Source organism: Pseudomonas mandelii (assembly GCF_900106065.1).
In the GTDB taxonomy this organism is placed as follows: domain Bacteria; phylum Pseudomonadota; class Gammaproteobacteria; order Pseudomonadales; family Pseudomonadaceae; genus Aquipseudomonas; species Aquipseudomonas mandelii.
The window spans coordinates 953,290-975,009 of record NZ_LT629796.1 but is presented as its reverse complement, the minus strand read 5'-3'; the positions used below and the strand labels follow the sequence as shown (position 1 = coordinate 975,009).

21 protein-coding genes are annotated in these 21,720 nt (G+C 60.7%); 7 read left to right on the top strand and 14 right to left on the bottom strand.

The window, feature by feature from the left end:
* The 7 genes from BLU63_RS04480 to BLU63_RS04450 form a co-directional block, all read right to left on the bottom strand.
* Positions 1 to 651 (bottom strand): DUF1120 domain-containing protein, encoded by a 651-nt coding sequence (locus tag BLU63_RS04480; RefSeq protein ID WP_010463087.1) that lies wholly within the window; start codon positions 649 to 651, stop codon positions 1 to 3.
* Between the two features lie 74 nt (positions 652 to 725).
* Positions 726 to 1,346, bottom strand: a complete 621-nt coding sequence (locus tag BLU63_RS04475) for a DUF1120 domain-containing protein (RefSeq protein WP_010463086.1) — start codon at positions 1,344 to 1,346, stop codon at positions 726 to 728.
* Positions 1,347 to 1,428: 82 nt separating this feature from the next.
* Complete coding sequence (locus BLU63_RS04470; RefSeq protein ID WP_083374956.1) at positions 1,429 to 2,571, bottom strand: DUF1120 domain-containing protein; 1,143 nt, start codon at positions 2,569 to 2,571, stop codon at positions 1,429 to 1,431.
* 10 nt (positions 2,572 to 2,581) lie between these two features.
* Complete coding sequence (locus BLU63_RS04465; protein ID WP_083374955.1) at positions 2,582 to 5,047, bottom strand: fimbria/pilus outer membrane usher protein; 2,466 nt, start codon at positions 5,045 to 5,047, stop codon at positions 2,582 to 2,584.
* 117 nt (positions 5,048 to 5,164) lie between these two features.
* Positions 5,165 to 5,881, bottom strand: a complete 717-nt coding sequence (locus tag BLU63_RS04460) for a fimbria/pilus chaperone family protein (protein ID WP_010463083.1) — start codon at positions 5,879 to 5,881, stop codon at positions 5,165 to 5,167.
* A gap of 46 nt (positions 5,882 to 5,927) precedes the next feature.
* Positions 5,928 to 6,551: a DUF1120 domain-containing protein gene (locus BLU63_RS04455; protein WP_010463082.1), complete on the bottom strand. Its 624-nt coding sequence runs from the start codon at positions 6,549 to 6,551 to the stop codon at positions 5,928 to 5,930.
* Positions 6,552 to 6,617: 66 nt separating this feature from the next.
* Entirely contained in the window at positions 6,618 to 7,247 is a 630-nt protein-coding gene (locus tag BLU63_RS04450) for a DUF1120 domain-containing protein (RefSeq protein ID WP_077748274.1), read from the bottom strand.
* Positions 7,248 to 7,601: 354 nt separating this feature from the next.
* On the opposite strand from BLU63_RS04450, the gene BLU63_RS04445 reads away from it, so the two are divergent.
* The 4 genes from BLU63_RS04445 (at position 7,602) to BLU63_RS04430 (ending at position 10,186) form a co-directional block, all read left to right on the top strand.
* Positions 7,602 to 8,234: a response regulator transcription factor gene (locus tag BLU63_RS04445; RefSeq protein WP_077748275.1), complete on the top strand. Its 633-nt coding sequence runs from the start codon at positions 7,602 to 7,604 to the stop codon at positions 8,232 to 8,234.
* A 102-nt stretch (positions 8,235 to 8,336) separates the two neighbouring features.
* Positions 8,337 to 8,807, top strand: a complete 471-nt coding sequence (locus BLU63_RS04440; protein ID WP_010463079.1) for a nuclear transport factor 2 family protein — start codon at positions 8,337 to 8,339, stop codon at positions 8,805 to 8,807.
* A 40-nt stretch (positions 8,808 to 8,847) separates the two neighbouring features.
* The gene (locus BLU63_RS04435) at positions 8,848 to 9,159 is read left to right on the top strand and encodes a GIY-YIG nuclease family protein (RefSeq protein ID WP_083374954.1); all 312 of its coding nucleotides are present in this window, start codon (positions 8,848 to 8,850) and stop codon (positions 9,157 to 9,159) included.
* A gap of 88 nt (positions 9,160 to 9,247) precedes the next feature.
* Positions 9,248 to 10,186 carry a glutathione S-transferase family protein gene (locus tag BLU63_RS04430; protein WP_083374953.1) on the top strand — a complete coding sequence of 313 codons (939 nt, stop codon included), beginning with the start codon at positions 9,248 to 9,250 and terminating at the stop codon, positions 10,184 to 10,186.
* A 56-nt stretch (positions 10,187 to 10,242) separates the two neighbouring features.
* On the opposite strand, the gene BLU63_RS04425 is transcribed toward BLU63_RS04430, so the two are convergent.
* Both BLU63_RS04425 and yejK read right to left on the bottom strand, forming a co-directional pair.
* Entirely contained in the window at positions 10,243 to 10,593 is a 351-nt protein-coding gene (locus tag BLU63_RS04425) for a glutaredoxin family protein (RefSeq protein ID WP_083374952.1), read from the bottom strand.
* Positions 10,593 to 11,597, bottom strand: coding sequence for a nucleoid-associated protein YejK (yejK, locus tag BLU63_RS04420; RefSeq protein ID WP_010463075.1), 1,005 nt, complete (start codon positions 11,595 to 11,597; stop codon positions 10,593 to 10,595). Before yejK ends, BLU63_RS04425 begins: the two co-directional genes overlap by 1 nt.
* 394 nt (positions 11,598 to 11,991) lie before the next feature.
* On the opposite strand from yejK, the gene BLU63_RS04415 reads away from it, so the two are divergent.
* Complete coding sequence (locus BLU63_RS04415; protein ID WP_007905514.1) at positions 11,992 to 12,273, top strand: HU family DNA-binding protein; 282 nt, start codon at positions 11,992 to 11,994, stop codon at positions 12,271 to 12,273.
* A 207-nt stretch (positions 12,274 to 12,480) separates the two neighbouring features.
* On the opposite strand, the gene rlmF is transcribed toward BLU63_RS04415, so the two are convergent.
* From rlmF to BLU63_RS04390, 5 genes are all read right to left on the bottom strand, one after another.
* Positions 12,481 to 13,503 carry a 23S rRNA (adenine(1618)-N(6))-methyltransferase RlmF gene (gene rlmF / locus BLU63_RS04410; RefSeq protein ID WP_010463074.1) on the bottom strand — a complete coding sequence of 341 codons (1,023 nt, stop codon included), beginning with the start codon at positions 13,501 to 13,503 and terminating at the stop codon, positions 12,481 to 12,483.
* A gap of 248 nt (positions 13,504 to 13,751) precedes the next feature.
* Complete coding sequence (locus BLU63_RS04405) at positions 13,752 to 16,598, bottom strand: valine--tRNA ligase (protein ID WP_010463073.1); 2,847 nt, start codon at positions 16,596 to 16,598, stop codon at positions 13,752 to 13,754.
* 265 nt (positions 16,599 to 16,863) lie between these two features.
* On the bottom strand, positions 16,864 to 17,250 hold the full coding sequence (locus BLU63_RS04400; protein ID WP_010463070.1) for a hypothetical protein: 387 nt from the start codon (positions 17,248 to 17,250) through the stop codon (positions 16,864 to 16,866).
* Positions 17,251 to 17,258: 8 nt separating this feature from the next.
* Positions 17,259 to 17,687, bottom strand: coding sequence for a DNA polymerase III subunit chi (locus tag BLU63_RS04395; RefSeq protein WP_010463068.1), 429 nt, complete (start codon positions 17,685 to 17,687; stop codon positions 17,259 to 17,261).
* A gap of 60 nt (positions 17,688 to 17,747) precedes the next feature.
* A complete protein-coding gene (locus tag BLU63_RS04390; RefSeq protein WP_083374951.1) occupies positions 17,748 to 19,238 on the bottom strand; it encodes a leucyl aminopeptidase in 1,491 nt (496 codons plus the stop codon).
* A 307-nt stretch (positions 19,239 to 19,545) separates the two neighbouring features.
* Between BLU63_RS04390 and lptF the strand changes: the two genes are divergently transcribed.
* Both lptF and lptG read left to right on the top strand, forming a co-directional pair.
* A complete protein-coding gene (gene lptF / locus BLU63_RS04385) occupies positions 19,546 to 20,664 on the top strand; it encodes an LPS export ABC transporter permease LptF (protein WP_077748279.1) in 1,119 nt (372 codons plus the stop codon).
* A complete protein-coding gene (gene lptG, locus BLU63_RS04380; RefSeq protein WP_077748280.1) occupies positions 20,657 to 21,718 on the top strand; it encodes an LPS export ABC transporter permease LptG in 1,062 nt (353 codons plus the stop codon). Before lptF ends, lptG begins: the two co-directional genes overlap by 8 nt.
* The last annotated feature ends 2 nt before the right edge of the window (positions 21,719 to 21,720 follow it).

The following is a 21,720-nucleotide window of genomic DNA, read 5'->3' as shown; positions in this document are numbered from 1 at the left end:
CTACAGGTAAACAACGTCCAGGGTCGCCGAGCCGTCGAGTTGCACTTCGGCACTCAGGTCCAGTTCGGAGGTGGGCGCGATGACCGTTTCGACCGTCACCCGGCTGGTCAGGTTGCGGATGGCTATCGGGCCGGCGCTGCTGCCTGCGCTGTCGGTAAAGCCGAGATAGCTTCGGGAGCCCATCGGGATGGGCTGGCTGTTCGACGGGCTCCAGGCTTTGCCCCCCGTGGTCGAGTCGGTTCGATAGACCTGCGTCAGGTCGTCCACCACCGTGCTGGCAGGATCGAAGTTCAGCGAATACAAGCCGATTTTATTGTGGCTGTGGTCGTGGTTCAGGCCGTAGTAAATCTCGCTGTTGACGATGGCCGAGCCGTCGCGGTTGTCGCGCATCAGCAGAGCAAAACGCGTGAGCGCATTGCACTGAATGTTGAGGTCGAGTGTCTGGTCGCGCAGTCGAGTGCGTTTGTCGACGTTCAGGTCTTGCCGGGAGATTTTTCCGTAATCGACGAGGCCGCTGTTGGACAGCATCGGGGTGCAGGCAAGTGGGGTGATGAGGCCTGTGACCCTCAGGTCTGTCGATGAGGTGGCCAAGGTGAGCGGCGACGTCAGGACGAAGATCGCCATCGTCAGCGCGTGTGGAGTCTTTTTCATGGGACAGGTTTCGCTGTGTGTGGTGAGCGGAATCAGTCCTTGCCCGAAGCAGGACCTCGGGCAAGATGCACGGCTTACAGGTACTTCATTTCAAATGTGGCTGAACCGTCGATAGTGACATCGTCGGTTAAGGTGAGGCTATCGGCGCGGGCAATGAAGGTGTAGATCATCAGTTCCATCGTGAGGTCTTTCACGGAGATTGGCGTGAGAGTGCCGACAGCGCTTACCGATGTGAGGTTATCCTTCAGGATCTGATAGATGCGCGTCCAACTCGCACCGTTATCAGTTGATCTGATCGAGTGCACAGGTTGTCCGTCCGCAAGCGCGCTTTGGATCGATGGCGTGAAATAACCTATTTTTTCGTTATTGCTGGTCAGGCCCAATCCGAAATACAGGTTGGACGATGATGTTCCGGCTTTGTTATCAATACCGTTAAGTGCAAATGGCGTTGACGCGTCACACGCGACCGTCAGCTGTATCGGATGACTGCCTACTATCGTGTCACTTGTCAGGTTGAGGTCTTTTGCCTGCACCTGGCCGACGTCGACCGTTCCTCCATCGGACAACGAAGGAGTGCAAGCTCTCGGCGTGATGAGACCTGTGACAGTCAGGTCAATGCTCGAAGCCGCCACTGCATAAGGCGCAACGCCAATCAGTGCGGTGGCGGAGAGTGCTGCAAAGTACTTTTTGATCATTATTTGCTCACTTCTAGGGTTGTGTCCTGACTGCCCCGGGCCGCTCAAGTGCGCCCCGAAACCAGCAGGATCGGGCTGGGTGTTACAGGTAAATAATCTCGATCGTCCCCGCGCCATCGAGCTCGATGGCTCGGCTCACGTCCAGGCTGTGGGTGGGGGCGATAACGGCGTCGACGGTCACTGTGGTGCTGAGGTTCTGGATCAGCACCGGGCCGGCACTGCTGCCGTCGTTGTCGGTGAACGCCAGGTAACGGCTTTTGCCGATAGCGATCGGGTTGGCGCTGCCGGTGTTCCAGGCTGTGCCGGCGATGCTGGAGTGGGTTTGATAAAGGCGGGCGAAGCCGTCGGCATTGGCGTCGGCCGGGTCGACGTGCAGTGAAAAACGGCCAATCCTGTTGCCGCTGCCGTCCTTGCCCAGGCCGTAGTCGATCTCGCTGTCGAGCATCGCCGAGCCTGAGCGGTTGTCGTGCATGATCAAGGCGAAGGACGTCGGCGCGTCGCAGCCGACCCTCAGCGTCAACGACTTGGGCGGCAGGCGTGTGTCCTGGTCTGCGTGCAGGTCTTTTTTCGACAGGGTGCCGAAGTCGACCACGCCGCCGTTGGACAGCACCGGCTCGCAGGCCGCCGGAGCGAAGCGGGCGCGCAAGGTCGCCTCGCGGGTGCGTCCGGCGGCGACGGCGTCGAACACCCCGAAGGCTTCCCAGGTCACCGCGTCACGCACCTGCATGCCTTGCTCTTGAGCCCAGGCCGTCAGCTGAAGCTGGGCCGAGAAACTGCGCCCTTGCACCGCCACGCCGGCCTGCACCGGGACGATCCCGTGCTCCGGTCGCCAGATCAGGCTCGACGCCATTTCTGCCGGCGGCTGACCGACCCCGGCAATCAACCCGATCTCGACCGATTGGCCATCGAGCACGGCATCGCGAATACGCATCTGATAGCTGCCGCGTTCGGCAAAGTGAAAGCGTTCGGCGGTCGCGGCCATCGCCCGGTAGAACAGGCTCATGTCGATGGGCTGCGCACAGCTCAAGGTCAGGCTGAGCTGGCGTTCACCGAGGTTGCGCTCCGGTGCGGCATCAGGCCGTATCGCCCGGTTCATCAGCCCGTAATCGAGCACCGGCTGGCTCAGGTTGAACTGGCAGTCGTCCATGGACGCCGAGGCCACTGGCGTGAATCCACTCAGTGCCAGGAGCGCGAGGGTCAATAGCAGAAAGTGCAACAGGTTCATGAAGTCATCCTCAGAGGGCTCGGCACTTGGCGGGGGCGGTTTCGTAGTACGCGTCGGCGTCGGCGTCGGTGGGCAGCTCGAAGCGCAGTTCGCAGCGCTCCAGCTCCGGCGCGCTGATCCACAACGCACGGCGGTCGAGCGCGTTGGGCAAGAACACCAGGCCGCCGTCCTGCACCAGGGTCACGAACTCGCCATCCTCGGTGTTCACGGAGGCACCGCGCGGCAGGGGCGCGCCGTTGGCGGTGGTGGCCTTGAGTAAGGCCCGGCGGGTCATCGTGATGCCGAATTCAACGTTGTCGACGGCGCCGCGACCGGCCGAAATCACCGCCAGCCCGTTGTGAATGTCGGCGTTGCGCGGCAGGGTTTTGGTGTCGACTTCCACCGGGCTTTTGCCATAAGCCGTCACTTGCGGGATCACCGCCTGACCTTGCCAGTCGGTCCAGACCGGACCGCTGGGCGTCGACACTTTGATGGAACCCATGTCACCGACCGACAGCAACGCAAAGGTGTCGCTCACCGGGTATGGCGACAGCGTCACGCCACCGCCATGCAGCACGGCGCCACCGCGAGCGCTGGCCTGATAGCTGGAGCGCTCGGCATCGGCGCGGGTGTAATTGAGATCGAGCTGGGTGTAGCGCGGCAGCAGCGACACGCCGGCCGTGGATTGAACCTGTTTGTCGCGCGTGTCGTGTTCGACGCCAACCCGGTAACCCAGCTGATCGTTGACCCGTTCACTCAAGCCCACGCCGCTGCGGTATTCGCCGGCGGAACGGCGTACCCAGCTGCGTGCCCGGCGGTTCTCGCCCAGGGGAATGCTGAGGTTCAGGTAGATGCTGTCATCGTTGCCGTTCGAACCGCTGAGCTGCCATTCGGCGGTCGCCGAGACGGATACGCCCGCGATGCTGGTGCCCCAGGATGCGAGGGCGCGGCTGCTGCTTTGGCCGTCGAACGAACTGGACCGACTGAAGCCGCTGCTGAAGGCGCCGAGCCATGGATGCGACCATGACAGGGCCGCGCTTTGCTGATCGCGGTAACGTGACTGGCTGTTGTCGGACGTGTTGGCGAACACCGCCTCCTCCAGTTCCCGGTAGCCCAGGGTTCGGTAAGAACTGCCGGCACTGAGCGCCCACTGCTCGTTCAACCGATGCGAGACGTTCAGGTCGGCTTGAAGCCCCTGGCTGGCGTGTCTGCCGCTGGCGTCCGCGCCGGTCAGCGTGGCTTGCACCTGAGTGAACGGCGAGGGCAACAGGCCGACGCTGGCACCCACCGCGCGATAGTCGGCGGCGCCGGTGAGGCCGGCGCTGAGCAATAGTTGCGGGGCGAGCGCACCGCTCCAGCCGCCGCTGATGACCCAGGGATCGCCTCCCTGAGCGTCACCGACACTGCGCACCTGACCGGCGCCCAGCGAATAACCGGGCGCTGGCAAACTGACCCCCAACATCGCGGCCGGCACGGTAAAACGGCGCTCGCTGCCATCGGTCTCCTTGATCGTGACTTCCACGTCGGAACGCGTGTTGAGCCGCCGCACGTTGGTGAGCACGAACGGGCCGGCGGGTACCACCGTGGAATGGATCAGCGAACCGTTTTGCCGGACCTCGACCTGGGCCTGACTGTTGGCGATCCCTTCAATGACCGCGCTTTTTCCTTCGACCTGCAGGGCTTGTTCATTCAGCACTTGCACACCGGTGATCTGCGCACCGGCGAGCACCGGGTTGTAGAGGTTGATCTGGCCCGCCTGCAACACCGCTTCCTGGCTGGCGAAAGTCCGCTGGGCGTAGGCCGCAATATGAGTCGTTGTGGACACGTCGTCCTGCCAGGTCTGCACCTGGCGGCTGCGCACGATCCAGTCACCGGCATTGAAGCCGAGTTCGGTATTGGCCGAGGCGTAGCGGCTGGTGCTGTCACTGGAACGGCTGTGCAAACCGGTGACGTCGTAGTTGATCAAGCCGGCGACACCACCGGTTTGATAGCCGGAAAAATCCCGGGCAGTGGGGCGTATCGCATCGGTGGGCACGATCAGCGACAGGGCCAGGCCAGCGGGGTTCGGTTCGATGACGGTCTGCGGCGCGCGGCCTAGAAAGTCATGGCATGGGCCATCGTCCAGCGTAAGCGCGGGCACCGTTAGGTTCGCCGCATCGAGCAGCGTGCGATCGAAGCACAACGCCCCTTCGCGATCGAACGTGACGTCGACCCGGCCATGACGCTGGCCGTTGACGGTGAGCGTGACAGGGTGGCGGCCGGCCGTGAACTGCGGCGCCTGCATCAGCAGCGTCGCCAGCGCCGGATCGATGCCGCGCTGCCGTAACGTGTCTTTGTCGAACGACGCTGGCATCGACACCTCACCGTAGGCATCGAGCATCATCAGCGCGTTGCTCAGCAGCACCGCCAAGGTGGTTCGCTGCCATGGATGAGGGCGAGCGCTGTCGCGAATAACGGGCACGGCTTCGCCATCACGGTAATTCGATACTGTGTTCATCAGGATCACTTGGGTTATTGCGGCGTGCGGTTACAGGCACGCCTGTGGCAACGGCCAAGGGGCCGTCGCCTTGAAACATGGGCGCTCATCGTTCCTTGATGACGCCGTCAGGGTGGTTCAGGACTGGATGGGCGCCTCGTAATGCGGCACGGCAAAGCCGTAGACCGTCGCCGGTTGAAAACGCACCTGCGTGGCGGCGCCTTCGGGCACCTTGATGCTGATGTGCTCACCGGGCAGCACGTAGGTTTTCGGCAGCATCGCGTTGCCCGCGGCCGGCAACAATTGCACTTCCTGGCCCAGACGCACCACGTAAGGCGTGTCGTTGCGCACGGTCAATTGACCGTCTTTCAGCGACCATTGCAGGTCGGTCCACGGCGTGCGATTGGGCGCCAGGCCTTTGGGGTGCAGGATCACCGGCAAGTTCTGGCGCACCGTCACGCCGACTCGGGCCTGACCTGCCTCGGCAGGCGCTTTGCCTTGGGGGATGCCTTCGAAGATCACCCGCTTCAAGCGCTGAGTGAGCAGCGGTTTGTCCGTTTGCAGAATGAACCGCACCAATTGGGTTTTGCCCGCTTCGACGCGCGCCAGGGGGGGCGTCACGAACACCAGCGATTCGCTGTCTTCGGCAATGTCTTCGAGGGTGACGTGCATCAACGCCAGGTTGGCATCGGTGTTGGTCACCGACACGGACGCTTCGCCGTCAGCCTCGTTGACGATCACCACCGAAGTGTTCGGCACCATGCCGTCGGCCTGGGCGTGTGCGGTCAGCAGCAGGGCGAATGCGCCGATGCCCGAATGGAACAGATGACGGGTGACACTGGAAAACATCGTCATGACGTGTCTCGTTGAATGGTTTTAAAAAGGAGCCTGGATTACCGGCCTATCGATAATTCAGCTGCACGGTGACATGCCCGTCGATGGGGATTTCGTCGGTCAGCGTCAGGTCGTTCGCGCGAACGATGGTGGTAAACGCCGTGAGCCGCGCGCGCAAATTCTTGATGGCGATCGGTGTACCCAGGTCGTTCAACGCCGCGAACGCGGTCCGGCCGGCGTGTCCCAGGTAGGAAGACACTCGCCAGGAGGCACCGTCGTTCAAGGACATGATGGTTTTCACCGCCGCCCCATCGGCCACCGTATCGAACAGGCCGAACGCAACACTGCCCAGGTTTTGGTCGTCATTGACGACGCCCAGCCCGTGACTGTTAGGGTGAAAGACGGAAGAGCCTTCGCGATTGTCGATCGTCGTCAGGGTAAACCGCGTGGCGGCATCACAATTCACCTCCAGATACAGCGTGCCGTTTTCCAGGGCCGTGGGCTGGTCAGGTCTCAGATCTTTCACCGTCACTTTGCCGTGGTCGACGATGCCGCCGCCGGACAGGCTGGGCGTGCAGGCGCCGGGTGTAATCAGGCCGGTAACGCTCAGCTCGGTGCTGCTGGCGGCCAGGGCTGCGGGGGCACAGATGAGCAACAGGGGCGCCAATCGAGCGAGGGAGCATCTTTCCATGATGGTTCGTCCTTTGAGTGAGCGGGCATTGCCGTGGGCCGGGCGTTGCTCGTTGATGACGGAGGGTTACAGGTACTTGATCTGTAGGGTTGCGGAGCCGTCGAGCGTCACTTCGTCGGTCAGGGTCAGGCCGTTGGTGGGGGCAATGCCGGTACGCACATACAGATCAAGGCTCAATTCCTTCATCGCGATGGGAGCAATGACGGTCCCCTGAGCACCGACACTCCAGATGTTGTCGACCCCCCAGAATGCTGTCGACCCTTCCTTAAGCCAGGTCTTGCCGCCATCAGTGGAGAGAATGGCTTGAGCTTGGGTGGCGTCCGCCATCACATTGCGCGGAGCAACGCGAAAGTGGCCCAGCTTTTCGTGGGTATTGATCAGCCCCAGACCAAAGTAATTGCCCGACGTGCCTGTGCCTGCACGGTTATCAATCGGGCTGATCGCAAACGGCGTAGCCGCATCGCAGTTCACTGTCATTTGCATGATTATTTCAGGCAAGTAAGTGTGCTTGTCGGGATTGAGGTCTTGTACGGAAAACTTGCCGTGATCGGCAATACCGCCGCCGGCCAGTGCTGGTGTGCATGCATTTGGCGTGATCAGACCCTTCACGGTCAGGTCCGTGCTGGAGGCGGCAATAACGGACGATGCGCCAGTCAGCAGCAAAGTAGCCGTCAGGAGGGTTATGTATTTGTTCATGCGTCGACGCTTCCTTGATGAAAGATGATTGAGGAGTTGCCCGGAGCGGGCAGGGCGCAATCTATCGGTCGAGGTCGCCGGACGAAATGCAACTAATACGAAAAAGGCGGGGCGAGTGTATGAAAGGTCAGGGCGGGCTACAGATCGTCATCGTTCGACCTGTTGTCTGTAGTCTTTTGGTGTGAGCTGCGTAGCTTTAAAACGTAGGGCGGTTCCTTTTGTTTTATCAGAGAAAGGACAGGGGCCCGGATCCGTTGAGGACGGTGGTTGAGCGGTCGAGATTGGTCGTTGTGGTCGGAATAGGACGGCGTTACTTTTCGCGTATTCCAGTCACCACACAGGATAAATCCGACAATGCGCGTAATTATTGCTGACGACCATCCTGTCGTCCGCATCGGGTTACGGATGCTCATCGATCTAAGCCGGACGTGTGTGATCGTGGGTGAGGCCGATGGCCCGGACAGCCTGTTGAGCCTGCTCTCGACCACGCCGTGCGATCTGTTGATCACGGACTTCTCCATGCCGGGCAACCAACAGGCCGACGGACTGAAGATGCTGAGCACGGTTCGACGTCACTACGCTTCGACGCCGATCATTCTGGTCACCATGTTTGCCAACGTTGCGACGCTCAGGGTGGCATTCGCGCAAGGCGTGATGGCGATCGTGGCCAAGGATGCCTCGGCGACGGAGCTCCCTCTGGCAATCAAATCAGTGGGTGAAGGGCGGCGTTTCATCAGCGAGTCCTTGCGTACCGCGCTGGCTCAGGCAGACGTCGAGGCTCATTCGCATTCCCCTTCGCTGTCGGCCAAAGAACATGAAGTGGTGAGAATGCTTGCCAGCGGCATGACCGTCAGTGAGATCGCGAGCTATTTCAAACGCAGTGTGTCGACCATCAGTAAACAAAAAAGCATGGCCATGCAGCGGCTGGGCATTTCCACGGATGTGGATCTCTTCGCTTATGCCCGGGACAACGGCATGGTGCACTAGGCGACAGCGCACCCCAGGGTATTCCCGCCACGAATGCCGATAGTGTTCCGCGCATTTGTTGACTATCGTGCAGGCAATCCTTCAAACGTCCGGAGCCTGCCCATGAGTGATGCCAACCGCGCATTGATCACCCAGTTCTACCAAGCCTTCCAGCGGCTGGATGCCGAGGCCATGAGCGCCTGCTATACCGACGATGTGCTGTTCAGCGATCCGGCATTCGGCGAATTGCGCGGACGCGATGCCGGGGACATGTGGCGCATGCTCACGACGCGGGCGAAGGATTTTTCCCTGACGTTCGACAACGTTCGCGCCGAGGACCGTACGGGCGGCGCGCATTGGGTCGCGACCTATCTGTTCAGCCAGACCGGCAACACGGTGGTCAATGATATTCAGGCGCAGTTCGTGTTTCGTGACGGCAAGATCTGCGAGCACCATGACAGCTTCGATATGTGGGCCTGGTCGCGCCAGGCGCTGGGTTTCAAAGGCCTGCTGCTGGGCTGGACGCCAGCCGTGAGAAATGCCGTTCGCGCTCAGGCGTTGAAGGGGCTGAAGGCATTCCAGGCCAGTCGCTGATAAGATCGCGGCTTGTTTCCTTTCAAGCCTTGATCGTGACGTGACTACCCTCAGCGAAATCCCCGCCGACGCCGACACACCGGTGAGTAAACCCTGGTTCGTCTACCTCGTTCGCGCGGCCAATGGTTCGCTGTACTGCGGGATCAGCGACGATCCTGTGCGCCGCTTCGCTACCCACCAAAGTGGCAAGGGCGCACGCTTCTTCCTCTCCAGCCCTGCCGTTGCCTTGGTCTACACAGAAGTCTGCCGCGACAAAAGCGAAGCCTTGCGTCAGGAACGCTTGATCAAAAAACTCAGGAAAAGCGCCAAGGAATGTCTGGTCGCAAGTGCCGCCGCGGACTTATCAACCTGACTGATAAGTGCCCATCAGGCAGACCTGTAGGCTGCTCCCGAATTGCGCGCTAAGCTGCGGATTCCTAATCCGTGCGGCGGAGCCGAGCATGTCCGAGTTGATTCTTCATCATTACCCGACGTCCCCTTTCGCCGAAAAGGCCCGCTTGCTGCTGGGTTTCAAGGGGCTGTCCTGGCGCTCGGTGAAGATCGCGCCGATCTTGCCAAAACCCGATCTGACCGCCCTGACCGGTGGCTACCGCAAGACGCCAGTGCTGCAGGTTGGCGCAGATATTTACTGCGACACATCGCTGATCGCCCGTCGACTGGAGCAGGAGAAAGCCTTGCCGGCCTTCTTTCCGGAAGGCCAGGAAATGATCGCCGCGACGTTCGCCGCCTGGGCCGATTCGGTGGTATTCCAGCATGCCGTGAGCCTGGTGTTTCAACCGGAATCGATCGCGGTGCGTTTCGGCAATCTGCCACCGGAAGCGATCAAGGCGTTTCTGGCTGATCGCGCCGGACTCTTCAGTGGCGGCAGCGCGACAAAGTTATCCGCCGAGCAAGCCCGGCATCAATGGCCGACAATCATGGCGCGCCTGGAGCAGCAGCTTGAGCGCGAGCAGGGCGACTTTCTGTTCGGCGAGCCATCGATTGCCGACTTCGCGCTGGCCCATCCGATGTGGTTCCTCAAGGCCACGCCCGTGACCTCGCCGTTGGTTGATGCATATCCGGCGGTGTCGGCGTGGTTGGGTCGCGTGATGGGGTTCGGGCATGGCGCGTTCAGCGAGATGACCTCCGAGGCCGCGCTGGACGTTGCGCGTAATGCCACACCCGCCGCGTTACCGGACGAGCAGTTCGATGAGCCGAACGGGTTTGAGCCTGGCCAGCAGGTGGTCATCGCGGCAACGGATTACGGCGTTGATCCGGTGGCGGGCGAGTTGTTGTTTGCGGGCAGAGAGGAATTGATTCTGCGTCGTGAAGACGAGCGGGCCGGAGTGGTGCATGTGCACTTTCCGCGGTTTGGGTTCCGAATCGACAAACGCGTATAAAACTGCCTGTGGCGAAGGGATAAATCCCCTCGCCACAGGTGTGTGAGCCTGATCAGTTACTTCAGGGCGGCGAGGATTTCATCCGGGTCATACCCGCGAATCAACGTCCCGTTCACATCGATCAGCGGAATCCCGCGTCCACCCAGCGCCTCATATGCCTTGCGTGCCTCGGCATCCTTTTCGATATCGAATTCCTTGTACGGAATGCCTTTCTTATCGAGAAAGCGTCGGGTCAGCTTGCAGTAGCCACACCATTCGGTCGCGTAGAGCACGACGTTGGCTTTGGCCTGGGTCTGCTCGGACACCACTTGGCTGGGACTGAACACCCGCTCGATCTTGCCCCAGTTCTGGTAAACCACGACCACCAGCAGGATCAGCAGGAATTTCTTCAGCACGCCGTTCAGCATCAGTTGCGTCGCTTCAGCTGATCGGTCAGCTGCGTGGGCAGGCCCTTGATAATCAGTGTGCCGGCCTCTTCGTCGTATTCGATCTTCGAGCCCAGCAGGTGCGCTTCGAAGCTGATGGACAGGCCCTCGGCGCGGCCAGTGAAGCGACGGAACTGGTTCAACGTGCGTTTATCCGCCGGGATCTCCGGAGACAAGCCGTAATCCTTGTTGCGGATGTGATCGTAGAAGGCTTTCGGGCGCTCTTCGTCGATCAGTTCGGAGAGTTCTTCCAGGCCCATCGGTTCGCCGAGCTTGGCCTGGCTGCTGGCGTAATCGACCAGGGTCTTGGTTTTCTCGCGGGCGGATTCTTCCGGCAAATCTTCGCTTTCAACGAAATCACTGAAGGCCTTGAGCAAGGTACGGGTTTCGCCGGGGCCGTCGACGCCTTCCTGGCAACCGATAAAGTCGCGGAAATACTCCGACACCTTTTTCCCGTTCTTGCCTTTGATGAATGAAATGTACTGCTTGGACTGCTTGTTGTTCTGCCACTCGGACACGTTGATCCGCGCGGCCAGGTGCAACTGGCCCAGATCCAGATGACGGGACGGGGTCACGTCCAGCTGATCGGTCACTGCAACGCCTTCGCTGTGGTGCAACAGGGCGATCGCCAGGTAATCGGTCATGCCTTGCTGGTAATGCGCAAACAGCACGTGGCCGCCCACGGAGAGGTTCGACTCTTCCATCAGCTTTTGCAGGTGTTCCACCGCCACCCGGCTGAACGCCGTGAAATCCTTGCCGCCCTCGAGGTATTCCTTCAGCCAGCCGCTGAACGGATGCGCCCCGGACTCGGCATGGAAGAATCCCCAGGCCTTGCCTTGTTTGGCGTTGTAGCTCTCGTTGAGGTCGGCAAGCATGTTCTCGATGGCGCTCGATTCGGCCAGTTCCGAGTCGCGGGCGTGGAGAACTGCGGGTGTGCCGTCGGGTTTTTTGTCGATCAGGTGGACGATGCAATGACGGATCGGCATGGGCTTCTCGGCTGATTGAAGAGAGGAGGGCGTGCTCCCCCAAAAAGTGCCAAGTGTACCGCAACCACTGGTTTTGGCGCGGTTCGTAGGGTAATTCGCAGCCGTGCGACGACCCTTATGCAGTTTTTTCCCGTTTTAGAGCAATAAAGCTGACCAAATGGGTAGCTAGAGGCGGATATTTCCCCGTCTCTGTGCTAGTTTTGCCCCGTCTTACGCGAAGTCACTGCGTTAAGCGTGCATTCAGCATTTGTCAGGTCGAACCAAACCCTGATTTCGGTATCTATAACCCCGATCCAGTGGTTATTGGCCGAGGGTGCCAGATCCAGAAGATCGGGCTCGATGGCTGACACTGCACTCTGCAATCCATATGAATTTGATAGGGAAGGAACACTACATGGCTCTTACTAAAGACCAACTGATCGCCGACATCGCTGAAGCTATCGACGCGCCAAAAACCACCGCGCGTAACGCTCTGGACCAACTGGGCCAAATCGTTGCCGATCAGCTGGAAAACGGCGGCGAAATCACTCTGCCAGGTATCGGCAAACTGAAAGTGACTGAGCGTCCAGCCCGTACCGGCCGTAACCCTTCGACTGGCGCTGCCATCGAAATCGCTGCCAAGAAAGTTATCAAGCTGGTTGTGGCCAAAGGCCTGACCGACGCTGTTAACAAGTAAGACGCAGTAAAAAAAGCCGTGCTCCGGAGCAATCCGGGCACGGCTTTTTTGTGTCTGTGATTCAGTGACTGACCTGAAAACACCGCTAACCCCATGTAGGAGTGAGCCTGCTCGCGATGGCGCTGCATCAGTCGACATCATCGTTAACTGACACGCCGCTATCGCGAGCAGGCTCACTCCTACAGTTGATCTGCGGTGGTCAGTGACTCAGCTCTTGCGAGCCCAACGTTCGCGCCAGACCTGCTGCTCGGACTTGGTCTGGAAGGTCCAGGCGACGAAGCGGCTTTGCTTCTGCCCCTGGGACATTTCCACGACCTGGCTTTCCAGAACACCGGCCTTTTTCAGCGCCGTCTGGATCGAAGGCAGGTTAGAAGCCTTTGACACCAACGTGCTGAACCACAAGACCTTGTGCTGGAAGTGCGCACTCTCGGCGATCAGTTGTGTCACAAACCGTGCTTCGCCACCCTCACACCACAATTCTGCCGATTGACCGCCAAAGTTCAGCACCGGCAGTTTGCGTTTAGGATCGGCGCGGCCCAAAGCGCGCCATTTACGCTCGCTGCCTTTGGTCGCTTCGTCCATCGAAGCATGGAACGGCGGGTTGCACATGGTCAGGTCAAAGCGTTCGCCGGGTTCCAGCAAGCCCAGCAGAATGTGCTTGGGATTACTTTGCTGACGCAACTGGATGGCTTTGTTCAGTCCGTTGGATTGCACGATGGCTTTGGCCGCGGCCACCGCAGTCGGGTCGATTTCCGAACCGAGGAAGTGCCAGCGGTAGTCGCTGTAGCCGATCAACGGATAGACGCAGTTGGCGCCCATGCCGATATCGAGCACTTTGACCGGTGCGCCACGAGGGATTTCGCCGTCGTTGACGCTGGCCAGCAGGTCGGCCAGGAAGTGCACGTAATCGGCACGGCCCGGAACCGGTGGGCAGAGGTAATCGGCCGGGATATCCCAATGGGCGATACCGTAGAACGACTTGAGCAGCGCCCGGTTGAACACCCGCACCGCATCCGGGCTGGCGAAGTCGATGCTTTCCTTGCCATAGGGGTTGATGATCACGAACTTCGCCAGTTCCGGCGTGGTTTTGATCAGCGCCGGGAAGTCGTAGCGACCCTGATGGCGGTTGCGCGGGTGCAGGCTGGCCTTTTCGCGCGGCTCAACGGCTTTGGCCGGTGTCGCGGTGTCGGGCTTCTTGCGCGCAGGTCTTGGAGTGCGGGGGGCGTTCATGGGCGTGGTCGATTCGGGTATGGCTAAAAGTGGCGGGTATTGTCCCACAGTCGATAGCCGCGTGGGGATCCTGTAGGAGCGAGGCTTGCCCGCGAAAGCGATCTGTCTGCCACCTCAATGCCAGACATGACGGCCCCTTCGCGGGCAAGCCTCGCTCCTACAGGAAGCGGTTTGCGGTGTATGGGGGGAATGTGGCGGGCATAAAAAAGGGAGGCCGCTTGGCCTCCCTTTTTCATCGCGATTGACCGTTACAGGCTGGCAATCCGCGCATGCTGCTCGGCCAACTTGCCCAAAGCCTGTTCAGCCTCAGCCAGTTTGGCGCGTTCTTTCTCGATGACTTCGGCCGGAGCCTTGTCGACGAAACCGGCATTGGACAGCTTGCCGCCAACCCGCTGAACTTCGCCCTGCAGACGCAGGATTTCCTTGTCCAGGCGTGCCAGTTCGGCGTCCTTGTCGATCAGGCCGGCCATCGGCACCAGCACTTCCATCTCGCCCACCAGTGCGGTGGCGGACAGCGGTGCTTCTTCGCCGGCAGCCAACACCGTGATCGATTCGAGGCGAGCCAGCTTCTTCAGCAGGGCTTCGTTCTCGGTGAGACGACGCTGGTCTTCGGCGCTGACGTTCTTCAGGAACAGGTTCAACGGCTTGCCCGGGCCGATGTTCATCTCGGCGCGAATGTTGCGCGTGCCGAGCATCAGCGTCTTCAGCCACTCGATGTCATCTTCGGCACCTTGATCGATGCGCGCTTCATTGGCCACGGGCCAAGGTTGCAGCATGATCGTCTTGCCTTCGATACCGGCCAGCGGCGCGACGCGCTGCCAGATTTCTTCGGTGATGAACGGCATGAACGGGTGCGCCAGGCGCAGGGCAACTTCCAGCACCCGAACCAGGGTGCGGCGGGTGCCGCGCTGACGTTCGACCGGGGCGTTTTCGTCCCACAGCACAGGCTTGGACAGTTCCAGGTACCAGTCGCAATACTGGTTCCAGATGAACTCGTACAAGGCTTGTGCGGCCAGGTCGAAGCGGAACTGGTCGAGCTGACGGGTTACTTCGGCTTCAGTGCGTTGCAGCTGCGAGATAATCCAGCGGTCCGCCAGCGACAGTTCGTAAGCCTCGCCGTTCTGGCCGCAGTCTTCGCCCTTGTCCAGAACATAACGCGCGGCGTTCCAGATCTTGTTGCAGAAGTTGCGATAGCCTTCTACGCGGCCCATGTCGAACTTGATGTCGCGACCAGTGGACGCCAGCGAGCAGAAGGTGAAGCGCAGAGCGTCGGTGCCGTAGCTGGCGATGCCGTCGGCGAACTCTTCGCGGGTCTGCTTCTCGATCTTCTTCGCCAGTTTCGGCTGCATCATGCCGGAGGTGCGCTTCTGCACCAGCTCTTCCAGCTCGATACCGTCGATGATGTCCAGCGGGTCCAGGACGTTGCCCTTGGACTTGGACATCTTCTGGCCCTGGCCATCGCGGACCAGACCGTGAACATAAACGGTCTTGAACGGAACCTGCGGCGTACCGTCTTCGTTCTTCACCAGGTGCATGGTGAGCATGATCATCCGGGCGACCCAGAAGAAAATGATGTCGAAGCCAGTCACCAGCACGTCGGTGGAATGGAATTTCTTCAGGAACTCGGTCTGCTCCGGCCAGCCGAGTGTGGAGAATGTCCACAGGCCCGAACTGAACCAGGTATCCAGAACGTCGTTGTCCTGTTGCAGCGCAACGTCCGGGCCGAGGTTGTTCTTGGCACGCACTTCGGCTTCGTCGCGACCGACATAGACCTTGCCCGACTCGTCGTACCAGGCCGGAATCCGGTGGCCCCACCACAGCTGACGGCTGATGCACCAATCCTGGATGTCGCGCATCCACGAGAAGTACATGTTTTCGTATTGTTTCGGCACGAACTGAATGCGGCCGTCTTCAACCGCAGCGATGGCCGGCTCGGCCAATGGCTTGGTAGAGACGTACCACTGGTCGGTCAGCCACGGCTCGATGATGGTGCCGGAGCGGTCGCCTTTCGGCACTTTCAGGGCATGATCGTCGACGCTGACCAGCAAACCAGCGGCATCGAAGGCGGCCACAATCTGCTTGCGCGCTTCGAAACGGTCCAGACCGGCGTATTCGGCCGGAAGCGTGCCGTCGATGCTTTCGTTGAGCGTGCCGTCGAGGTTGAACACCTGACAGGCCGGCAGTACGGCGGCGTTCTTGTCGAAGATGTTCAGCAGCGGCAGGTTGTGGCGCTTGCCGACTTCGTAGTCGTTGAAATCGTGGGCCGGGGTGATTTTCACGCAACCGGTGCCGAATTCAGGATCGCAGTAATCGTCGGCGATGATCGGGATGCGGCGGCCGACCAGCGGCAACTCGACAAATTTACCGATCAGGGCCTGGTAGCGTTCGTCGTTCGGGTTAACCGCGACGGCGGCGTCGCCGAGCATGGTTTCCGGGCGAGTGGTCGCGACGATCAGGTAGTCCTTGCCTTCGGCCGTCTTGGCGCCATCGGCCAACGGGTATTTCAGGTTCCACAGGAAACCTTTCTCGTCGTGGTTTTCCACTTCGAGGTCGGAAATCGCCGTGTGCAACTTGGTGTCCCAGTTGACCAGGCGCTTGCCGCGATAGATCAGGCCGTCTTCGTGCAAACGAACGAACGCTTCTTTAACGGCTTCCGAGAGGCCGTCGTCCATGGTGAAACGCTCGCGGCTCCAGTCGACGGACGAGCCGAGGCGGCGGATCTGACGGCTGATGTTGCCGCCGGACTGATCCTTCCACTCCCAGACTTTCTCGAGGAATTTTTCCCGGCCCAGATCGTGGCGATTCTGGCCTTGGGCTTCGAGTTGGCGTTCCACCAGCATCTGCGTGGCGATACCGGCGTGGTCGGTGCCCGGCTGCCACAGGGTGTTGCGACCCTGCATGCGGCGGAAACGGATCAGGGCGTCCATGATCGCGTTGTTGAAGCCGTGACCCATGTGCAGGCTGCCGGTGACGTTCGGCGGCGGGATCATGATGGTGTAGGACTCGCCCGCGCCTTGCGGGGCGAAGTAATTCTCTGACTCCCAAGTGTTGTACCAGGAAGTTTCAATGGCGTGCGGCTGGTAGGTCTTATCCATGCGCGGCGGGACCCTATTGGCATTTATTCAGGAAAAGCCGGCAAGTATAGCGGGGCATGGGGCAGAGGGCGAGCAGGGGCAGACCGGGCGCAGATCAAATGTGGAATGATCCTGTGGCGAGGGAGCTTGCTCCCTCTGGGGCGCGAAGCGGCCCCGATAACAGCAAGTCAGGTGTGTCAGGTACACCGTGTGTTCAGGTTTTGCGGTTGCTTTGCAACCGAGCGGGAGCAAGCTCCCTCGCCACAGACGCCCGCTCGACTCAGTGTTATTCGTACTGGCTGAGCAACCGTTCCATCCGCGCATCCAGCCGGCGCTTGATCTCGGTTTCGATATGCGGTGCGAAGTCGTCGATCACGTCTTGCATGATCAACAGCGCTGCCGCACGCAGTTCACTGTCCAGGTGCAGCAAGGCGTCGGGGCCTTTGCTGGCCGCGGGTGCCGGTTGCGCGGCAGGGGCGGGCGGTGTCGGTTCGACGGTCTGCGGCGCAGCGCTGACGGAGTCGAACAGCATGGGAATCTGTTCCTGATCACCTTCGATGACCGTGTCGGTCAGCAGCGGCGGTTGCAGGTTGTCATCGCCGAGCAGTTGGCGGATCGACTCAAGGTCATCCAGCAGGTGCGCGGACTTTTGTTGCGGTTTTGGAGTGTCCATCGGAATGCTCAGAGTCGCTGTAAACGGTGATCTTGCAGAGGATAGCCCTGTTCGCGATAGAAACGGAAACTCTCCCGCGCGGCCGCTCGAATCGTCGGATCCTCCACCACCACTTCCGCTACACGGGCGAACTTGCTGGCAAAGGCCGGGACTTTCAGGGCAAGGTTGACCAGCAGATCCTGATGTTGACCGCAGTCATCACCAAGACCCAGGACAATCAAGCTATCCGGCTCGCTTTCGGCAGGACCGTGAGGCACGAAGCTTTCGCCCTTGAAGGCCCACAAACGCGCGTCGAGATCCTCGCGTTGGGCGGCATCGCTGCAATGCAGGTAAATGCGGTGGCCCATGCGCCAGGCTTTTTCGGTGAGCTTGCAGGCAAAATCCAGCCGTGCCGACGGATCGGCGCTGGGCAGGACATAGAAGTCGACTTTGGTCATTGCGGTTCCTGAGCCCGGGGCTGCGTTACTCGAAAGCAACGCAGCCCGAGGTCATCGGTTTCAGGCTTTGGCGCGGTCCAGCAGGTATTGGGTCAGCAACGGAACCGGACGGCCAGTGGCGCCCTTGTCCTTGCCGCCGCTGGTCCATGCGGTGCCGGCGATGTCCAGGTGCGCCCAGTTCAGGTTCTTGGTGAAGCGCGACAGGAAGCAGGCGGCGGTGATGGTGCCGGCTTTCGGGCCGCCAATGTTGGCGATGTCGGCGAACGGGCTGTCCAGCTGCTCTTGGTACTCATCGAACAGCGGCAGTTGCCAGGCGCGGTCGTCGGCGGACTTGCCGGCGCTTAGCAGTTGAGCGATCAGTTCGTCGTTGTTGCCCAGCAGGCCGGAGGTGTGCGCGCCCAGTGCAACGACGCAAGCGCCGGTCAGGGTCGCGATGTCGATCACGGCTTGCGGCTTGAAGCGCTCGGAGTAGGTCAGGGCATCGCACAGCACCAGACGGCCTTCGGCGTCGGTGTTGAGGATTTCCACGGTCTGGCCGCTCATGGTGGTGACGATGTCGCCCGGGCGCGAAGCATTGCCGCTCGGCATGTTCTCGGCGCACGCCAGGATGCACACCAGGTTGATCGGCAGTTTCAGCTCGAGCACGGCACGCAGGGTGCCGAACACGCTGGCTGCGCCGCCCATGTCGTACTTCATTTCATCCATGCCCAAGCCAGGCTTGAGGCTGATGCCGCCGGTGTCAAAGGTGATGCCTTTGCCGACCAGTGCGTAAGGTTTCTCGGATTTCTTGCCGCCGTTGTATTGCATGACGATCAGGCGCGGTGGCTGGGCGCTGCCCTGGCCCACGGCGTAGAACGAGCCCATGCCCAGGTCCTTGATCTTCTTCTCATCGAGGACTTCGACTTTCAGGGTTTTGAATTCCTTGCCCAGGTTCTTGGCTTGTTCGCCAAGGAAGGTCGGGTGGCAGATGTTCGGCGGCAGGTTGCCCAGGTTGCGGGTGAACGCCATGCCGTTGGCAATCGCAGTGGCGTGGGCCACAGCGCGCTCGACTTCGGCCTGTGCCGCCTTGATGGTCACCAGGGTGATTTTCTTCAGGGAGCGAGGTTCGGCTTTCTGGCTCTTGAACTGGTCGAAGGTGTATTCGCCATCCACCAGGGTTTCGGCCAGCAGGCGGGTCTTGCCGTAGCTGTCGCGGCCCTTGACCACGATTTCGTCCAGCGCCAGAACAGCGTCGGTGCCGCCCAGGCCTTTAAGGGTATTGAGGACGCCGGCGATGATTTTACGGAACGGGCGGTCGCCCAGCTCTTCGTCCTTGCCCACGCCGACCAGCAGAACGCGTTCGGCCTTGAGGTTCGGCAGGCTGTGCAGCAGCAGGCTCTGGCCGACTTTGCCGGCCAGGTCGCCGCGCTTGAGTACAGCGCTGAGGGCGCCGCCGCTCAGTTCGTCGAGTTGTCTGGCAGCGGCGCCGAGCTTGCGGCCTTCGCCGACGGCGACCACCAGAGTGGCGGTCTTCAACGTTTCTGGGCTAACGCTCTTTACAACCAGTTCCATGTCCGGGTCCCTGAATGAATGGTCAACGTGCGCGGGCAAAACGGCGGCGCACAGACGCTTGCTTATAGATAGAAAGACGCAGGTCACGGCCCGCGACAAAGGCCGCAGTTTGAACCTCGCTCCCTGCGCCTGACAACCCTCGGTTGTACGATCTTCAACTCATTACCCGCCTGCTTGAGCATGCGCAGTGACAGGCGCACCCAATCACAGGATAATGCGCCAACTTTTTCGGCGGCTCTGCCCTGCGGGCTGTCTGATACGTTTGCTTGTTTGGCCGCCTTAGCCTGACAACCCTGGAGTGTCTGGTTTGATTGTCTTCCGTTATCTGTCCCGCGAAGTCCTGTTGACCTTGAGCGCCGTCAGCGCCGTGCTGCTGGTCATCATCATGAGTGGGCGCTTCATCAAATACCTTGCCCAGGCGGCCTCGGGCCTGCTGGATCCGGGCTCCCTGTTCCTGATCATGGGCTTTCGTCTGCCAGGTTTCCTGCAACTGATCCTGCCGTTGGGCCTGTTTCTCGGGATCCTGCTGGCCTACGGTCGCCTGTACCTTGAAAGCGAAATGACCGTGTTGTCGGCCACCGGCATGAGCCAGCAACGTCTGTTTGCCATGACGCTGTTTCCGGCCACGCTGGTTGCGCTGGTCGTGGCCTGGCTGAGTCTGAGCCTGGCGCCACAAGGTGCCAATCAGTTCCAGTTGCTGCTGAACAAGCAGGATGCGCTGACCGAGTTCGATACCCTTGAGCCGGGTCGCTTCCAGGCGCTACGTGACGGGACTCGGGTGACCTACACCGAAACGCTGTCGGATGATCGCATCAACCTCGGTGGCGTGTTTATTTCGCAAAAGAACGTCTCGTCCGATAAGAAGGATCGCGGGATCTCCGTGCTGGTGGCCGAGAAGGGTCGTCAGGAAATCCGCCCTGACGGCAATCGCTACCTGATTCTCGACAACGGCTATCGCTACGACGGTAACCCGGGGCAGGCCGACTACCGGGCGATCAAGTACGAGGAATACGGCGTATTGCTGCCCAAGCCGGACGTCAGCGACGAAGTCACCGACCGCGATGCAATGACCACCCGTTCCTTGATCGGCAGCGATGACATTCGTTCGCGCACTGAGCTGCAATGGCGTCTGTCCCTGCCGTTGCTGGTGTTCATCGTGACCTTGATGGCGGTGCCGCTATCGCGGGTCAATCCACGTCAAGGCCGTTTCCTCAAGCTGCTGCCGGCGATTCTTCTTTATATGGCTTACCTGAGCATCCTGATTGCCGCGCGCGGCGCCCTCGAAAAAGGCAAGATCCCGCCGGCGCTGGGGTTGTGGTGGGTTCACGGCATCTTCCTGGCCATTGGCCTGGGCTTGCTCTACTGGGAGCCGTTGCGCTTGAAGATGGCGAGTCGCCGCAGTGCGCTGGAGGTGGCTCGTGGTTAAGCTCGATCGCTACATTGGTAGCAGCGTATTCGTAGCCATCCTGGCGGTGCTGGGGATTATCCTTGGCCTGGCGACCCTGTTTGCCTTCATCGATGAGATGAGTGAGGTCAGCGACACCTACACCTTGGTGGACGTCTTGAGCTACGTCTTGCTGACCGCGCCCCGTCGTTTGTACGACATGTTGCCGATGGCGGCACTGATCGGTTGCCTGATCGGCCTTGGTAGCCTGGCCAGCCACAGCGAACTGACGATCATGCGCGCCGCCGGTGTGTCGGTCGGCCGGATCGTCTGGGCCGTCATGAAGCCGATGCTGGTGCTGATGGTGGCGGGGGTGCTGATCGGCGAGTACGTCGCGCCGGCCACCGAAGTCACCGCTCAGGCCAACCGTTCCCTGGCTCAGGGTGGCGGCGATGCACAGAGCGCCAAGCATGGCTTGTGGCATCGCCAGGGTGACGAGTTCATTCACGTCAACTCTGTGCAGCCGAACGGTCTGCTGTACGGCGTCACCCGTTATCGTTTCGACAATGAGCGCCATATGCTGTCGTCCAGCTTCGCCAAACGGGCGAAGTTCGATCAGGATCACTGGCAGTTGAGCGACGTCACCACCACGCTGTTCCATGAAAAGAGCACCGAAGTGGTCACTGCACCGGAAGAGCGTTGGGATGTTGCCTTGAGTCCGCAGCTGCTGAGCACGGTGGTGATGTCGCCTGACACGCTGTCGATCAGCGGTCTGTGGGGTTACATCCACTACCTGGCTGATCAGGGCCTGAGCAACGGCCGTTACTGGCTGGCATTTTGGGTCAAGGTGTTACAGCCGCTGGTGACCGCCGCGCTGGTACTGATGGCGATTTCCTTCATCTTCGGGCCATTGCGCTCGGTGACCCTTGGTCAGCGGGTCTTCACTGGCGTGCTGGTCGGCTTCACCTTCCGCATCGTCCAGGATTTGCTGGGGCCTTCGAGCCTGGTGTTCGGTTTTTCGCCGCTGTTTGCGGTGCTGGTTCCGGCCGGTGTCTGTGCCCTGGCGGGTGTCTGGCTGTTGCGCCGAGCCGGCTGATC

Bases quoted from the DNA above. Each gene is read 5' to 3' on its own strand.
- BLU63_RS04415 (WP_007905514.1), top strand. From the start codon at position 11,992: ATGGCTCTTACTAAAGACCAACTGATCGCCGACATCGCTGAAGCTATC.
- BLU63_RS04475 (WP_010463086.1), bottom strand. From the start codon at position 1,346: ATGATCAAAAAGTACTTTGCAGCACTCTCCGCCACCGCACTGATTGGC.
- BLU63_RS04445 (WP_077748275.1), top strand. From the start codon at position 7,602: ATGCGCGTAATTATTGCTGACGACCATCCTGTCGTCCGCATCGGGTTA.
- BLU63_RS04470 (WP_083374956.1), bottom strand. From the start codon at position 2,571: ATGAACCTGTTGCACTTTCTGCTATTGACCCTCGCGCTCCTGGCACTG.
- BLU63_RS04400 (WP_010463070.1), bottom strand. From the start codon at position 17,250: ATGGACACTCCAAAACCGCAACAAAAGTCCGCGCACCTGCTGGATGAC.
- rlmF (WP_010463074.1), bottom strand. From the start codon at position 13,503: ATGAACGCCCCCCGCACTCCAAGACCTGCGCGCAAGAAGCCCGACACC.
- BLU63_RS04450 (WP_077748274.1), bottom strand. From the start codon at position 7,247: ATGAACAAATACATAACCCTCCTGACGGCTACTTTGCTGCTGACTGGC.
- yejK (WP_010463075.1), bottom strand. From the start codon at position 11,597: ATGCCGATCCGTCATTGCATCGTCCACCTGATCGACAAAAAACCCGAC.
- BLU63_RS04405 (WP_010463073.1), bottom strand. From the start codon at position 16,598: ATGGATAAGACCTACCAGCCGCACGCCATTGAAACTTCCTGGTACAAC.
- BLU63_RS04455 (WP_010463082.1), bottom strand. From the start codon at position 6,551: ATGGAAAGATGCTCCCTCGCTCGATTGGCGCCCCTGTTGCTCATCTGT.
- BLU63_RS04460 (WP_010463083.1), bottom strand. From the start codon at position 5,881: ATGACGATGTTTTCCAGTGTCACCCGTCATCTGTTCCATTCGGGCATC.
- BLU63_RS04395 (WP_010463068.1), bottom strand. From the start codon at position 17,687: ATGACCAAAGTCGACTTCTATGTCCTGCCCAGCGCCGATCCGTCGGCA.
- BLU63_RS04430 (WP_083374953.1), top strand. From the start codon at position 9,248: ATGTCCGAGTTGATTCTTCATCATTACCCGACGTCCCCTTTCGCCGAA.
- BLU63_RS04480 (WP_010463087.1), bottom strand. From the start codon at position 651: ATGAAAAAGACTCCACACGCGCTGACGATGGCGATCTTCGTCCTGACG.
- BLU63_RS04465 (WP_083374955.1), bottom strand. From the start codon at position 5,047: ATGAACACAGTATCGAATTACCGTGATGGCGAAGCCGTGCCCGTTATT.
- BLU63_RS04440 (WP_010463079.1), top strand. From the start codon at position 8,337: ATGAGTGATGCCAACCGCGCATTGATCACCCAGTTCTACCAAGCCTTC.
- BLU63_RS04425 (WP_083374952.1), bottom strand. From the start codon at position 10,593: ATGCTGAACGGCGTGCTGAAGAAATTCCTGCTGATCCTGCTGGTGGTC.
- BLU63_RS04390 (WP_083374951.1), bottom strand. From the start codon at position 19,238: ATGGAACTGGTTGTAAAGAGCGTTAGCCCAGAAACGTTGAAGACCGCC.